This is a genomic window from Psychrobacillus sp. NPDC093180, assembly GCF_044754065.1.
Classification (GTDB): Bacteria; Bacillota; Bacilli; order Bacillales_A; family Planococcaceae; genus Psychrobacillus.
Window position 1 is genome coordinate 120,685 of sequence record NZ_JBIVOJ010000009.1, and the last position, 14,803, is coordinate 135,487.

The following is a 14,803-nucleotide window of genomic DNA, read 5'->3' on the forward strand; positions in this document are numbered from 1 at the left end:
AGTTAGTTTTGCTTAAGAGTAAAGTCTGAATGTCGCTGTGCTGTAGGCTATTAAATTTCCTTGATCGTCGATTACTTTGCCATTTAAAATTGCTGTATGGTCCGAGCGATGTATAAGCTCACCAATTATTTCAGTTGTTCCTTCGAAGACACTATTTACAAACTTCACTTCCATTTGAATGGTCGATGCCGCTTTAACCCCTAATGTTCTAGATGTTATACCCATCACTATATCTAGACCGGACATGATAACTCCTCCGTGCAGCATATCCTTCAAGTTAGAAATATCCGGTCTTTTTTGGATTTGAATGATTACTTTCCCATATTCTACGCTTACACATTCAAATCCTATGTACTTAAAAAAATTAGATTGTTCAAACTCATGTATCAAAGAAGAAAAGTTCATCATACAAACCTCCTGAGCACTATTACTGCCATTTTATCATTGTTTCGTCGATTTTATCGCATATTCGCTATAAAAGCACAAAAGCGCGCATATGCGTCTCTTGTGCTTTCTAATAACTATTAACTATTTTGATATTGTACTTTTTCTAAATGACGTTCCATTTGACCTAAGTGACTCTCTATATGTTTTATAATTAAATGATCGATTAAGAAAGACAGCGGTTTACCATCAAAATTTGGGTTATAGCTTGGTGCAGTTTTACTTAAATCTTCCGCTCGGACTTTACCTAAAGCTTGCTCTGTAAGAGAAATTAGCGATTCAAGGCATGTAATAGCTTGTTCTCTCGAAACCGAAGTAACATAATTTTCTTCCACAGCAGCCAAGCGTCGAACATGCTCGTGGTTCCGCCCCCATTTTGCTCCTGGAACGATTAATAATGCTTCTAAATCGGCTACCCAGAATTCCACTGCTTCGTTGACATGACAAGCAATTTGCATGAGGGACCATTCTTCAGCTGATGGCTTTTTATATAATAGGGGTGCGTCTGTTGTTTCTATTAGACGAACCATTTGTTCAATAATTGATTGGATAATTGTTGAACTTTCTTTCAAATTTTCTAATGTCATAGTAAAATACTCCTTAGTGTCGGTTCTAAACCGTTATTTGTGACGCATTACAAATAAGCAAAAGAAGAAGGGAATGAGTGTAATGTCTAGCAATACAACCATCGGCTCTTTAACTTTAGGAATCCAAATTATCGACGCCGTCGCCCAAAGTGATATTCCTTTAAAATTTTCAGATATCCAAGAAATTACCGGGATTTCCAAAAGTAATTTATACAAATATTTAAATACATTAACGCAAATGGACTTATTATATCGTGATCAGAAACGGGGATATTTTTCATTAGGCTATAAATTTTTAGAATACGGAACAGCAGCATCGCAAAATGCTGATTTTACAGGAAGATTAACTCCATATTTTAAAGAAATTAGTAAACTGACAAGTATGACCACTCTATTAGCAACTTGGATTAATGATGGACCCGTTATTACGAATATTTGGAATACCAATTACGGGTTAAATATTGGTGCACAGATAGGTACAAAATTACCATTATCCTCAGCTTCCGGTAAAATATTTGCAGCTTATGCCAATTCATTGGAAATAACCAATTGGATTGAACAAGAACAACAATCAATTGATCAATTTAACATAGCTAAATTTCAACGTGAGCTAAAGCAAATAAGGGCGGAACATTTTACTTATTCCTATGAGCCGCTTGTGCGTCATGTATCGTCTATCGGCTTTCCAATCCTTAACTATAAACATGAGCTCGTAGGTTCTTTTTCTGTTGTCGGTTTTACTGAAGACGTACCTAGTGCCTTCAATTCAGAAATTATTCAACGTATTATTTCATTAAGTAAAGAAATGTCTGCTATATATGGATATAAAGAGAAAGAGGAATAACTCCTCTTTCTCTTTTTCTATTAAGCTTTTACCTCGTTTTTTCGAACATTAAAGTAATTGTATAAATGATCCGCCACTTCATAATTTGTAGCTTTATGATTACCGAAAATTGTATTACGTAGTAAAACCGTTATGTCATCTTCCGCATGAATAATTTCTCCCCATTTACGTGCAGACGTTTGAACCATTGCACTACGAGGTTGTCTTTCCGCTTGATATTTTTTAAAGGCTTCATTATAAGTAGCTTCGGTTTCCAATGCTTCTCCTATAACATAGGCATCTTCTAGTGCCTGTGCACCACCTTGCGCTAAATATTGTAGCATTGGATGGGCTGCATCCCCTAACAATGTCACATTACCTTCTGTCCAGTTTTCAAGAGGCAAACGGTCAAACATTGGCGAACGGAATTGCGTAGAGATAAATTCTAATGCGCGCTCTACTAGTGGATGAGCTCCCTCAAAGCGTTGTGTCATTTCTTCTGGTGTACCCCAGTCCCCTTCTGGTTTGTAGTCATATGTTTTAAACACAACAACTTGATTGTATAGTTCACCGCGACGTACAGGATATTGGACTAAATGTAAGTTTGGACCAATCCACATAATTACATCATCCATTGCTACATCACCTTTAGCAGTAATTTCCTCAATCGGAATTGTTCCCCGATAGGCAACATATTCAGAGCAAATAGGTTCATCATTTGAAAACAATTTACGAACCTTTGATTTTAAACCATCTGCACCAATAATTGCTTCGGCACTATATGTTTCCCCTTTTTGGTTTGTAACGGTAGCTTGCCCATTAGTTTGTTCAACGGTCTGAATAATTTCGTCATTCATAAATTTAATACGACCATGTTTTTTACATGCTTCAAATAGTACACGATGCAAATCTGAACGATGGAGTACTACATATGGTTGTTTAAAATGTTCTTGGAAACCCTCTGTTAAATCTAAAACGGCTAATTCTTTTGCTGAATAAACATCTTTCAAAACAAGACGTTTTGGAAATACAGAAACTTTTGCAATTTCTTCTTTTACACCTAGTTGATCTAAAACAAATAAGGCATTTGCTCCTAGTTGAATTCCGGCACCAACTTCACCAAACTCTGGCGCTTGCTCTAATACCGCTACAGACTTGCCCGTTCTTTGTACAATTGAAAGCGCTGTCGCTAAACCGCCGATTCCTCCACCAACTACAATAATGTCACTGATTTTCGTCATGAGTATTAACCTCCTAATATAAATTATATTATATAAATAGTGAACTTAGTTCCCTTATAATGAAATTTAACTTAAATTCAAGGTATTTGTCAACGATAAATCTAAATGTTCTACTTTTTCAGAACAAAATTAAAATTCTATAAAATAATTGACATAAGGACGGATCTTGTATTATATTTTCTATAAATAGAGAACATTGTATTCTATTTTAATAAAAGGAGGATTATAATGAAATTAATTAACTATTCTTTTAATGGTACGACACGTGCCGGAGCCATTGTAGACGAACAAGTAATTGACCTAAATTATGCTTACCAAACACAATTGAAAACAGCTGGAGAATATCGCTACAAGGAAATTGCCCATGCATATGTTCCTTCTACAACAGATGAACTATATCAAGGGGGGAAAAAATCAATTGAACTAGCACAACAAGCTGTAAACTTCCTATTGGCTAATCCAACCGCTTCTGTTCAGAAAGCTATTTTTTCACTAGACGAAGTAAAAGTAGAAGCTCCTGTTATGAACCCAGGAAAAATTATTTGTGTAGGGCATAATTACCGTGAACATATTTTAGAAATGGGTCGTGAATTGCCTTCACATCCCGTTGTCTTTGCTAAATTTGCAAACACTATACTAGGTCCTGAAGATGATATCCCATTTTATCCAATTTCAGAGCAATTAGATTATGAAGCAGAATTCACTTTTGTAGTCGGAAAACAAGCGCGCAATATTTCAGAAGAAGACGCACTAGATTATGTAGCTGGTTACACGATTGCTAATGATGTGACTTATCGCGATATCCAACGTCGCACATTACAATGGCTCCAAGGCAAAACTGTAGACGGTTCTGCACCAATGGGTCCTTATTTAGTCACAGCTGATGAATTGAAAAACCCATCTGGTTTAGATATCGTATTAACAGTAAATGGGGAAGTTCGTCAAAAAACGAATACAGCTAATCTAGTATTCTCAGTTCAGAAACTAGTGTCATTCCTATCTAATTTGATGACGCTTGAACCTGGGGATGTTGTATTAACAGGCACGCCAGGCGGTGTTGGAGTTGCAATGGAACCACCTACATTCTTAAAAGATGGCGATGTAGTTCGTATTGAAATCGATCAAGTAGGTGCTTTGGAAAATAAAGTAGCTACTGTAGCAGGTGCTTTAGTGAATGCTTAATACTTATCATCTTATTTGAAAGGGAGTCGAGGAATTATGGCTGGAGTAACTCCAGAAGTTGCAGAATTTATGAAGAGTCAAATTGTAACAGACTTTACGAAAGAAATTGCTCAATATAACCTTGGACCACTTTGGGAAGCAATACCTGAAATTATGAATAAGACACCAAAACCACATGCCGAAGCTTATTTATGGTCAAAGGAATTAATCGATAATAAGATGGCTGAAGCGGCAGAAATTTTCACACCAGACCGTGGAGGAGAACGCCGCGCTATTTACTTTCAAAATCCTGGTTTAACTTATCGTAAACCTTGGGGATGGGCATCTACATCCCAAACAATTTATGCAGCTGTTCAGATGCTGCTCCCAGGAGAAAAAGCACCTTCTCACCGTCACTCGCAGTCTGCTTTACGCTTCATCTCAAAAGGGACTGGAGCCTATACAATCGTGCAAGGTGAACGTATTTTCATGGAAGAAGGCGATTTCTTAACTACACCTAAAAACCTATGGCATGGTCATGAACATTTAGGCACCGAGCCGATGTTATGGATGGATGCTTTAGATATTCCAACTCTATATTCAATCGGTGGTACATTCTTTGAACCATACGGGGACGGACTACAACAACCTGGAGTACCAGATAACTTTTCTGAGCAGCGCTACCGGGGTGGTATGATTCGTCCAGTTGGAGACGATAAATTTACAGTTGCACCTTTAGCAAACTATAAATGGGATCGTACGATTGATGGTATTAAAGGTTTAATGGCATTTGACCCAAATCCACATCATGGGTTTGCTGTCGAGTACATCAATCCATCAACAGGTAAATCTGCAAATCCAACATTAGGAACACGCATGCAACATTTGCCAGCAGGGATGCATACAAAAGCACTGCGCCATACACATTCAACGGTTTATCACGCTCATAAAGGAGAAGGCTACACAGTTATTAACGGTGTACGTTTTGACTGGAAAGCTGGAGACTACTTTGTCGTACCTAACTGGGCTTGGTATGAACATAAAGCAACTACAGATTCCTATCTTTTCTCTGTAAACGACATTCCAATCATGGACCGTTTCGAATTAGAACAAGAGCAGGCCTTTGACTCAAATAATGGTCATCAAGAAATTATTAGTGAATTTAAAGCAACATTTCGTTAAACAATGAATCGAAGTAATCCCGTAAATGAAGATCATAACTTGTCATTTACGGGATATTTTTGCGAATAGCTTTTCCAATAATATGTAAGCGCTTTATCGGTTGAAAACGAATATTTGAAGGTGGTGATATTTAACATATCTTTGAAGGTAATGTTATTTTAATGGGGAAAAAACGTGTAAAATATTCTAAATATTCTAACTTTAATAAGAGGAGTGTTTTATTAATGGAAAAAAAGAGATTTTGGAACTATGAAAATAAATTAACGATAATCTTCTTCTTTGTAATAGGGTTTGTATTCTTTGACCGTTTAGCGATTAACTACTTATTCCCAATGATTTCTGTAGATTTAGGATTAAACTACACGCAATTAGGTTTGCTGGGAGCAGCACTTGCATTAACTTGGTCGGTTTCGGGTCCATTAGGTGGATTCATCTCGGATAAAGTGAAAAGTAAGAAAGTAATGTTAGCAATTTTAGTACTGGCATTTTCTATAATTTCATTATTACATGGTTTAGCACAAACATTCGGTATGTTATTTGTACTCCGTCTATTAATGGGTATTGTAGAAGGTCCGCTGATTCCGCAAACACAATCTATTTTAGCAATAGAATCTTCAGAGCGTCGCAAAGGATTTAACTTAGGTTTTACGATGAACACAAGCAACGCATTATTCGGAAGTATTTTAGCACCTATATTAATCGTTGCATTAGCAACTAAGTTCGACTGGCATACTGCATTCTATTTAACGATTATTCCAGGGATTCTATTAAGCTTTGCAATTTTAAAAGGAGTTAAAAATCCAGATCCGACGAAATTCCACTCTATGCATACAACAAAATCTACTGAAAAAGTGAAAGTAAAAGATGTTCTTAAACATCGCAATATTTGGTTATCCATTGTTGTTTTCAGCTTAGTTATGACCACACTAATGGCATTCCAAATTTTCGCACCGACTTATTTAGTACAAGCAAAAGGTTTATCTAGTACAACAATGAGTTTAGTAATGGCTTCGTTCGGGGTTGGTTATGCAATTTTCGGTTTCTTAATCCCAACTCTTTCAGAAAGAACTGGTCGTAAACCTGCTTCTGCAGTTTCTGGTTTATTGTTAATTCTCGTACCGCTAAGTATCGTATTTGTAGATTCTATTCCATTAATGATGATTCTGTTATTCATCGGTTCTGCTGGTTCTGGCGTCATCGGGATGTCAATGTCGGTTATTCCAGTGGAGTCTGTTCCACTACAATACTCTGGTCTTGCAATCGGTTTAACCATCGGTATTGGTGAGTTGATCGGTGGATTCTTAAATCCAATGGTAAATGGTGCTTTAGCAGATATGTACGGTATTCAAACGCCATTATACGTTGCCGCTGCTGCAGGTCTTGTCGCATTTGTGTTCACATTGTTCTTTAAAGAAACAGCACCGTCTAAAGTTCATCAAATACCGGAACCAGTAGTTAACACTAGTGTTTCAGTACAACCTTAAGATGTGAGTAAAATCTATTTCACTTCTACGTTTTCGGTTCGTTTTGGACGAAATTATCACTACATCATTACCGTGGAATAAGTGTAGCAGGAAGTGACTGCTAAACTATTTTCGATAATCTTGTGGTGGATACTTGTCCTTCACGCGAAGATGCAATTTCGGGCACTCTATCGCCTTTTATAAAGCGTTCCTTGCTTATTTTTGGCAAAGTATGTACCGGTAAAATGATTGATGCTTTATAGAACAGGAACGCTTCCTTCCGATTGAAAAGAGTGGAAATACGAAAGAGAAGGACTGAGCAGCCAAAATTGCATCTTTGGTTGCTTTTACCCCGCTTTAACGGACAGTAGTACCCCACATTGAGACTTACATGAAGGAAAAGAAACGTTGGTGGGGTTAACTGTCCGTAAAAGCACGATGAAATGATCGCAGACTAAGTACGCAACATCGTGTTGCATCGTCTGCGTGACCCACATCGTGTGGGCCTCAACTAACAAACAGTGAGGGATGAAGCCCCCTCACTGTTTGAAGTTTCACTTTATCTGAATAGGAAAGTGGCTATTCTTTTGTCCCCAAAAGCCTTGGCACTCTGATTACCCGTGCTTTTGGAGTGCGCCGGACGGACGACCAACAGACGATTACCGAAAAAAATATGTAGGGATGCGACGAAGTCGCATCCCTACATATAAAGAAGTCTCCGGTAATGGCGTAGAACTCGTTTCCATTCAAAGCACTCCAAAAGCATCTATATACAAAGTGCCTTGTGGCATGTAAATAAGTACCCGTTTGAAGCATTATAAAACGGAAGTAATCAAACGCAATATTGCATTAATCACTTCCGTAAAAAACTATGAACTTTCTTATCTCAAATTATAGTGAGGTTTGAAACTTACTTAGCATTCAAAAAATCACCTGTAAATTTGTAAACTTCTTTATATTCATCAAGATGCGTCCATTTCCCCAAAAATCCATGCGTAACGCCTTCATATCGCTTCACTTCTACATGTACTCCAGCTTTCTTTAAATTCTCACCAAATAGCTCTCCTTCATCTCTAAATGGATCATATTCTGCTGTGATAATAAGAGTTTCTGGAATGTCTTCTAAATTTTCTTCACGCATCGGTGAAACAAGCGGGTTATCTGTATTAACATCACCTAGCAAATAGAAACTATTAAGTTCAGCTAATTGATTACTTTCCACGAAATAGCCTGTACCATTTTCCACTAATGATGGGTAACGGAATTCACTAAAATCAAGGTCTAATGATGGATAGAATAATACTTGCTTTGTAATTGTGAATTCCTTTTTGTCACGGGCCATTAAAGAAACAGCAGCAACTAAGTTACCACCTGAGCTATCACCAGCAAGAGCCAGGTTCTTACCATCCCATTTTAATTTATCCTTCTGTTCTGTTATCCATTTTGTTACATTATAGCTATCTTCTAGTGCGGCAGGAAAAGGGTGTTCAGGAGCAAGACGAAAATCAACAGCAATGACTTTATAGCCAGATGCTGCACATAAGGAACGCGCTACATCATCATGACTCTCTAAGTTTCCAGAGAAAAAGGCACCGCCATGGAAATACATTAAAACCGGGTAAGCATCTGCTTCATTAGGTGTGTAAATACGAACAGTCAGTTCCGCATCAGGCGTTGACACAGTTTTGTCTTCGACTTGATATACTTGTTCTCTTTGTTCCACTGGTAAAGATGGTGCATCGAATATTTTACGATGTTCTGCTGGAATCACCTTTTGTTTTGTATCTGGTTTTGGAATAAATTCTAAAATCTTTTTTATCTCTGGATGTACTGGCACTATGAGAACCTCCTTATTTTTTATCTTTCTGATTCATTTATAAACGAACGGAATTCCTTACCTATTCAAATAGGTAAGGAACTTGTTATTTTAAGTAAATTTTTAGAAGTGCGCTTTTTCTGGGAAAGCAGTTTCAGCTTGATCCGATGGAAATAGACGAGATAATTCTTGGTAAAGCTTCGTAATTGGTTTACGTTTCTCTTCATAGTTTTGTAGTGCTTCAGCAATTGTATCCGCTTCCAGGATTGCTTTTGCTAATACCTCCGCATCTTGCATGGCCATGTTTGCACCTTGCCCTTGATTGTGAAGCATTGCATGAGCCGAATCACCAATTAGCGTTACTGATTTCGTACTCCATTTTTCAATTGGTTCTAAATCACATAATGGACGAGTCACAATGTCTTCAAATGCAATATTCTCTACTAATTTTTGAAGTGTTGGACCAAAACCTGTAATGCTCGCTAAAATCTCTTCTTTTGTTAATTCTGGTTTCCATGCAAATTCACCCGGCACGGTTATATCTACAGACACTTGATTGCGATGCTCTAATGGCAATAAATAAAAGGAGTTATCGCCGTCTACGTAAATTCGTAAAATATTGTCCTTTGAAGCCAAACCAAGTGCATCATCAAAGTCAATTAATACACGGTGCGCAAGATAGCCTGAATATACCGGCTCCACATGCTTTAAGACCTGATTACGAACTGTTGAACGAATACCATCTGCTGCAATGACAAGATCTGCTTCAATTGTTGTGCCATTTTCAAACGTGACTTCCGCATAATCCCCGTGATCGATGATTTTCTCACAACGATGATTTAAATGAATTTGATCTTCTGGAATACCCGAAACAATTGTTTCTAATAGATCTGCACGGTGAACCAGACGAGCGTAAGCTTCTGTTTTATCATCGGTTAATACCGGCCACGCTTCTTTAATAAGAACATGATCATCTCCAGCGATAATTTCCATGTGGTCACTTTGTGTCGTTACTTTTTCTAACGCTTCATATAGACCCCATTCCTTAAAGCATCTCACGCTTGGCGGCCGAATTCCAATACCCGCTCCAACTTCCTTCATAGATGATGCTTGCTCATACACGTCTGCACGAATTCCTTTTGCCTTTAACGCTACTGTAGCTGATGCTCCCCCAATGCCTCCGCCAATAATTGCAATTCTTAATTCAGCTTTTGATTTCATGAACATTTCCCCCCATATGTGTTTTCACAACTATTTTTTATTCATACACCCCAATTGTGAACCATCTCAACGATTCACTGAAAAAGATAACTTGTAATCATCTGCGATATGAACAGCCTTTCTCCAGCCTATAAGACGGTCATTACGCGTGTACAACTTGGTTTCCGTTATCAGAACAGGATCTCTATCTTCAATATCTAAAACCTCTGCTACCATTTGGCTTGCACCTGATGCATAAATTTGATGATCTCCTCGAGAAATGAGAATCCCCTGTTCTCTCTCAAGGAGTACAAAGACACTCTCGGCTTCTTCAAGCTCCCTTTTACCCGGTTGAAAATCCTCTGGTACAAGCAGATAAGTCTGTGCCCATACGAGCGGTTTCCCTTTAAGCATGATTAAACGAGAAATTCTCAAAACATTGTCATCTGGCTCAATACGAAGGATTTCACATAGATTCTCTGTAGGTAATACCCAGTCAACACTTAATATTTTCGATTTGCAATCCATCCCTTGATCACGAAGAAAACCAACTAGTCCCCCTAATTCTAGCCCCGGAGGTCGTACCGGCATTTCCTGAACAGGAAAAGTGCCCTTTGCTCGCTCTCGATAAACGTACCCCTCATTTGCAAGCTCCTTCAATGCCTGGCGGACAGGTGCCCGACTCACACGGAACCGCTCCACAAGTTCATGCTCGGTACTAAATGGACGACCCGTCTCCCCAGCTGCTGCCTGTAGCTCCTTAATCAATATTTCCTTAATCTGTTTATAAAGTGGCACCCCCGATTGACGGTCAATAGTAAGTTTTAGTGCATTTCTAGTCATTGCTGTACTCCAATCGTCTCTTTTTGTAAGCCAACATGTAGCTTAAGCGGTGCTGCAGTGTGTTCTTGTACGTATTCAAATGAAACATTAGGAGCAAGTTCTAAAACAACAAGTCCAGTTTCTGTCACGTCGATTATTGCCAGGTTTGTATAAATTCGGTCTACACAACGAGGAGTCGTTAGTGGATACGTACATTCTTCTACAATTTTTGGCCCTTGCTTACTTGTATGTTGCATGAACAGGAAAACACGTTTACTACCCGCAGTGAGGTCCATTGCGCCGCCAACGCGTCCAAGCGTTGCATTTGGAAGTTTCCAACTTGCTAAGTCACCAAATTGTGATACTTGGAATGCCCCGAGTATTGCTGCATCCAGGTGACCTCCACGAATCATGGCAAAAGACTCTGATTGCGAGAAGAATGAGCCACCAGGTTTTAGTGTAATGGGCTCTTTTCCTGCATTTACAAGATTCCAGTCTTCTTCACCTGATTCTGGTTTTGGTCCTAATCCAAGAAGTCCATTTTCGCTGTGTAAAATGATTTCTTTTCCTTCAGGAATGTAGTCCGCTACAAGTGTAGGTAAACCGATTCCAAGATTCACGAACCACCCATCTTCTAAGTCTAAAGCTACTCGTGAGGCTAGTTCCGGCATGGACCATCCAATTTGCTCTTGATCTTTACTCATGTACTAATACCTTCCCTTCGCTTTCCAATTGCACTAAACGATGTACGTAGACACTCTGTGTAACAATCGTTTCTGGATCGATTTGTCCAATTTCTACAATTTCGTCTACTTCAGCAATAGTAATTTTTGCCGCTGTCGCCATCACTGGGTTAAAGTTACGCTGTGCCTTGTTATAAACAAGATTTCCCCAACGATCTGCACGATGTGCTCTAACAAAAGCATAATCGCCTACAATCGCATGCTCCAAAAGGTAGTCACGACCATTAAAATCACGTGTTTCCTTCCCCTGTCCAAGCTCTGTTTGCACCCCCGTTGGCGTGTAAAAGGCTGGAATTCCTGCACCACCTGCACGAATGCGCTCCGCTAATGTACCTTGAGGGACAATTTCTAAATCAATCGTACCTTTTTGAAGTCGCTCTACTAAATCATCAGCGTGAGGACCAACTGGGAAAGAGCAAATAATTTTCTTTACTTGGTTGTTACTAATTAGCGACGCCACACCATCACTTACGGCACCTATATTATTTGATACAACTGTCAGATCTTTCGTGCCCTTCTCTGTAAGGGCTGCGATAAGATTTAAAGGTAGTCCACTGCCTCCAAATCCTCCAACTAAAAGCGTTGCTCCGTCCTGCATATCTGCAATGGATTGTGCTACGTTTTCATATTTTTTCTGGATCATTATATTTCCCCCTCCCATTTATTTCTTCTTGATAACCGTGTATCGAGACAAAAAATGTGCAAGGTAAGTGCCTTGGATCTCCCGTATAGCCAAGCTCCGCTGCAATCGATTCAAACGGTCCATATATTCCGTCGCTTTCATGTGTCCTTGTATCTCCTGATAGATGTCGCTGTACAACGTCTGCCAATTTCGCATCCATCTCAAGACTCGCTTGGAGAACGGACGCTACTTCATCACCAGTGATTTGTGCACTTTGCAGTTCACCATTGATATTACGGAATGGATGCCCTAAGTACAAACGACTTGGACGGACTTCTTCCAGTAAACGATGTATACTTTCACGGTATAACCTCGGCTTTTCAATCGTAGGTAAGCCGCTTAACCCCCCATACATTTGGACCGCATCCGCTGCGAATGCAAAGTTCAGGCCATCTAGCACAAATGTTACGGATCCAATAGAGTGTCCTGGTGTTTCTACAACAGTTAACGATAAGCCACCACCAAGGCTGATGTGATCGCCATCTTCCACTTCAAGTTCAGGTTCTATATTGCCGCCAATATCCGTTGTTAACATGGTGATATGCTTTTCTTGTATCACTGGATCGGTAATATATTTTCCTTGCAGTGCTTTGTAATCCACAATTTGTTCATTACAATCTCGTAATAATCGAGCTTCTTTTTTCGGTATTACTACTTTTGCGAGGCGTCCTGTCTTTTCCCATACTGCATAAGCGCCGCCGAGATGATCCACATGACCATGCGTTAGGAGAATCCAACGAATGTCCTCCATTCGTATACCGTGTTCAGCTAAAACTGGCTCAATATCTTGCGTAGCAGATATATGAACGCCTGTATCAATGATTGCTGGTTCTACCGCATCCACATAATAAGCGAATGCAGAGACTGGACCAAATTTACATTCAATCGGAATAATACGTACTAAATTTTCCAATCGCTTCACTCCTCTAGTTAAGAATGTTGAACTCTTTTGGAATGACTGGCAAAACTAAACGAGATTGGTGGTCCTTGTCTCGATAAATTTTGTGCATTGTCGCACGACCACTAGGTAAGTGGTAGCTATCTGGTGGTAATAATTTGGCATCTTCTCCATCAAGTGGTTCATTACATGCAAGTTCCAATTCAATACGATGTCCTTGCTTAATAAGGAAGGAGAATGGATATAGACGAATGGCATATTCGATAATTTCACCAGGTGGTACTGGGATTGCACGGTTATGTGGATGCCACGGTTCCCCGTATGTAGATTTTTCTTCATTTAGTTCACGATGCGATGCTTTTAAATAACCTGAAGTCATCAAAGTACGTTTACCACTTGGATCTAAATCATAAAGCTTGGCGATGAAGTTCGTGTCATCCGTGTCGATTTCTGCGTGGATATACAACGCTCCAGTACCTGTCATTTCTACAGGCTCTAAGAATTTATCACTCGTCCATTTAATCGCTTCTGATTTAGTTGTTACGGTTAACGGTGCTTGATAGAAGCCATCTGGATGTGCATATTCAGATGTTAATGGCTCTGGTTTAGCACTAATTTTGTGACGCGGACGTAAATAGAACTCCTTCTTTTCTTCATATGGTAATGGCCATTGATCCTCACCTCGCCATTTGTAAGAACCTTCTACCGAGAACTGAACTGCTGGTTCATCCATAATGCCTGTATCAATACCTTTTAACCAGTAATCATACCAGCGGAACATTTCGTCATGGTTTTCATGAAATGGACGTTCTAACATCGGTGGTAATGCTTGGATATCAAGCTTTTTAATGCCTGATACTTTATGGAAGCCTTCGATCGTGCCTTCTACATTCCAACCGCGTCCCCATTTTGCTTGGAAATAAGTTGGAATTGTTACTTTATGTGCTACTTCTATGGCAGAATCTTTTTGCCAGAACTCGCCGTCCAGTGGATTTAATAAGTAATCCATCCACAATTCATGACGATCTTGATAATGTAATAGATGAACAAAATCTGACCAATGGGCAATATCTGGATCGTTTAAACGTTCTTGCGTTTTTTGTTTAAGCTCTTCTGGCGAAAATACTTTCGAGCTCTTACTTGCTACGTTATTAAATGCGTTTCCGCTATCGCCGCCGCGTCCTTCACGAGAAGCACGTGGCATTAACCACATAATTCCTCCGTGATAACAAAGTTCATATAGATCGAAATGACCACCGTTTGCAAAAATTGCCTTTAAGTGTGGTGGTTGCTCAGCTGCACCTAAAATTTGAACTGATGCAAAGTATGAAATACCAATCATCCCGATATTACCATCGCACCAATCTTGCTCGGCTAACCATTCAACGAGGTCATAAATGTCTTTACCATCTCCATGACCACCGGAGTTATAATTACCGCACATTTGTCCTTCCGAACCCCCTGTGCCTCGTACGTCAGCAATAATATGCGCATAACCTCGTGACACTACTTCATGAATATCCCCAGCTTCAATTGCTCCATTCCAAAGGTGACTGGGACGTGCTTGTGGCGGTAAGGTGAGTGCCTGTGCTTGTAGTTCTTTACCATAAGGACTAATAGCAAGTAATGCTGGTACTTTTTCGTTACCTTCAGGACGGTAAATATCTGCAGCGATATGCACACCGTCGCGCATTTTTATGCGTTCGTCTTTCGTAATAATCATTTGAGTCCGCTCCTTTTA

At 39.4% G+C, this 14,803-nt stretch carries 14 protein-coding genes; 4 read left to right on the forward strand and 10 right to left on the reverse strand.

Annotation, left to right across the window (positions count from 1 at the left end):
• Positions 1 to 12: 12 nt before the first annotated feature.
• A complete protein-coding gene (locus ACIP9W_RS14755; protein WP_400790806.1) occupies positions 13 to 408 on the reverse strand; it encodes a PaaI family thioesterase in 396 nt (131 codons plus the stop codon).
• 116 nt (positions 409 to 524) lie between these two features.
• A complete protein-coding gene (locus ACIP9W_RS14760; protein WP_400790809.1) occupies positions 525 to 1,031 on the reverse strand; it encodes a DinB family protein in 507 nt (168 codons plus the stop codon).
• 82 nt (positions 1,032 to 1,113) lie between these two features.
• Between ACIP9W_RS14760 and ACIP9W_RS14765 the strand changes: the two genes are divergently transcribed.
• A complete protein-coding gene (locus tag ACIP9W_RS14765; protein WP_400790811.1) occupies positions 1,114 to 1,875 on the forward strand; it encodes an IclR family transcriptional regulator in 762 nt (253 codons plus the stop codon).
• A 20-nt stretch (positions 1,876 to 1,895) separates the two neighbouring features.
• Here ACIP9W_RS14765 and ACIP9W_RS14770 read toward each other — a convergent pair whose 3' ends face one another.
• Complete coding sequence (locus tag ACIP9W_RS14770) at positions 1,896 to 3,095, reverse strand: FAD-dependent monooxygenase (RefSeq protein WP_400790813.1); 1,200 nt, start codon at positions 3,093 to 3,095, stop codon at positions 1,896 to 1,898.
• Between the two features lie 228 nt (positions 3,096 to 3,323).
• Between ACIP9W_RS14770 and ACIP9W_RS14775 the strand changes: the two genes are divergently transcribed.
• The 3 genes from ACIP9W_RS14775 (at position 3,324) to ACIP9W_RS14785 (ending at position 6,922) form a co-directional block, all read left to right on the forward strand.
• Entirely contained in the window at positions 3,324 to 4,277 is a 954-nt protein-coding gene (locus ACIP9W_RS14775; protein ID WP_400790815.1) for a fumarylacetoacetate hydrolase family protein, read from the forward strand.
• 36 nt (positions 4,278 to 4,313) lie between these two features.
• Positions 4,314 to 5,438 (forward strand): cupin domain-containing protein, encoded by a 1,125-nt coding sequence (locus ACIP9W_RS14780; protein ID WP_400790817.1) that lies wholly within the window; start codon positions 4,314 to 4,316, stop codon positions 5,436 to 5,438.
• 224 nt (positions 5,439 to 5,662) lie between these two features.
• Positions 5,663 to 6,922, forward strand: a complete 1,260-nt coding sequence (locus tag ACIP9W_RS14785; RefSeq protein ID WP_400790819.1) for an MFS transporter — start codon at positions 5,663 to 5,665, stop codon at positions 6,920 to 6,922.
• Between the two features lie 889 nt (positions 6,923 to 7,811).
• Here the strand turns inward: ACIP9W_RS14785 and ACIP9W_RS14790 are convergent.
• The 7 genes from ACIP9W_RS14790 to ACIP9W_RS14820 form a co-directional block, all read right to left on the reverse strand.
• On the reverse strand, positions 7,812 to 8,738 hold the full coding sequence (locus ACIP9W_RS14790; RefSeq protein WP_400790822.1) for an alpha/beta hydrolase: 927 nt from the start codon (positions 8,736 to 8,738) through the stop codon (positions 7,812 to 7,814).
• A 102-nt stretch (positions 8,739 to 8,840) separates the two neighbouring features.
• Positions 8,841 to 9,938: an FAD-dependent oxidoreductase gene (locus tag ACIP9W_RS14795; protein ID WP_400790825.1), complete on the reverse strand. Its 1,098-nt coding sequence runs from the start codon at positions 9,936 to 9,938 to the stop codon at positions 8,841 to 8,843.
• A 66-nt stretch (positions 9,939 to 10,004) separates the two neighbouring features.
• The gene (locus ACIP9W_RS14800) at positions 10,005 to 10,760 is read right to left on the reverse strand and encodes a GntR family transcriptional regulator (RefSeq protein ID WP_400790828.1); all 756 of its coding nucleotides are present in this window, start codon (positions 10,758 to 10,760) and stop codon (positions 10,005 to 10,007) included.
• Positions 10,757 to 11,443: a 3-oxoacid CoA-transferase subunit B gene (locus tag ACIP9W_RS14805; protein ID WP_400790830.1), complete on the reverse strand. Its 687-nt coding sequence runs from the start codon at positions 11,441 to 11,443 to the stop codon at positions 10,757 to 10,759. The genes ACIP9W_RS14800 and ACIP9W_RS14805 overlap by 4 nt, the downstream gene beginning before the upstream one ends.
• A complete protein-coding gene (locus ACIP9W_RS14810; protein WP_400791104.1) occupies positions 11,436 to 12,122 on the reverse strand; it encodes a 3-oxoacid CoA-transferase subunit A in 687 nt (228 codons plus the stop codon). The genes ACIP9W_RS14805 and ACIP9W_RS14810 overlap by 8 nt, the downstream gene beginning before the upstream one ends.
• Positions 12,106 to 13,077 carry an MBL fold metallo-hydrolase gene (locus tag ACIP9W_RS14815; RefSeq protein WP_400790832.1) on the reverse strand — a complete coding sequence of 324 codons (972 nt, stop codon included), beginning with the start codon at positions 13,075 to 13,077 and terminating at the stop codon, positions 12,106 to 12,108. The genes ACIP9W_RS14810 and ACIP9W_RS14815 overlap by 17 nt, the downstream gene beginning before the upstream one ends.
• Before the next feature lie 13 nt (positions 13,078 to 13,090).
• Positions 13,091 to 14,785 carry a CocE/NonD family hydrolase gene (locus ACIP9W_RS14820; protein ID WP_400790834.1) on the reverse strand — a complete coding sequence of 565 codons (1,695 nt, stop codon included), beginning with the start codon at positions 14,783 to 14,785 and terminating at the stop codon, positions 13,091 to 13,093.
• Between the last annotated feature and the right edge of the window lie 18 nt (positions 14,786 to 14,803).

Excerpts from the sequence above, each read along its gene's own strand:
- ACIP9W_RS14755 (WP_400790806.1), bottom strand. The coding sequence starts at position 408 with ATGATGAACTTTTCTTCTTTGATACATGAGTTTGAACAATCTAATTTT.
- ACIP9W_RS14760 (WP_400790809.1), bottom strand. The coding sequence starts at position 1,031 with ATGACATTAGAAAATTTGAAAGAAAGTTCAACAATTATCCAATCAATT.
- ACIP9W_RS14765 (WP_400790811.1), top strand. The coding sequence starts at position 1,114 with ATGTCTAGCAATACAACCATCGGCTCTTTAACTTTAGGAATCCAAATT.
- ACIP9W_RS14770 (WP_400790813.1), bottom strand. The coding sequence starts at position 3,095 with ATGACGAAAATCAGTGACATTATTGTAGTTGGTGGAGGAATCGGCGGT.
- ACIP9W_RS14775 (WP_400790815.1), top strand. The coding sequence starts at position 3,324 with ATGAAATTAATTAACTATTCTTTTAATGGTACGACACGTGCCGGAGCC.
- ACIP9W_RS14780 (WP_400790817.1), top strand. The coding sequence starts at position 4,314 with ATGGCTGGAGTAACTCCAGAAGTTGCAGAATTTATGAAGAGTCAAATT.
- ACIP9W_RS14785 (WP_400790819.1), top strand. The coding sequence starts at position 5,663 with ATGGAAAAAAAGAGATTTTGGAACTATGAAAATAAATTAACGATAATC.
- ACIP9W_RS14795 (WP_400790825.1), bottom strand. The coding sequence starts at position 9,938 with ATGAAATCAAAAGCTGAATTAAGAATTGCAATTATTGGCGGAGGCATT.
- ACIP9W_RS14800 (WP_400790828.1), bottom strand. The coding sequence starts at position 10,760 with ATGACTAGAAATGCACTAAAACTTACTATTGACCGTCAATCGGGGGTG.
- ACIP9W_RS14805 (WP_400790830.1), bottom strand. The coding sequence starts at position 11,443 with ATGAGTAAAGATCAAGAGCAAATTGGATGGTCCATGCCGGAACTAGCC.
- ACIP9W_RS14820 (WP_400790834.1), bottom strand. The coding sequence starts at position 14,785 with ATGATTATTACGAAAGACGAACGCATAAAAATGCGCGACGGTGTGCAT.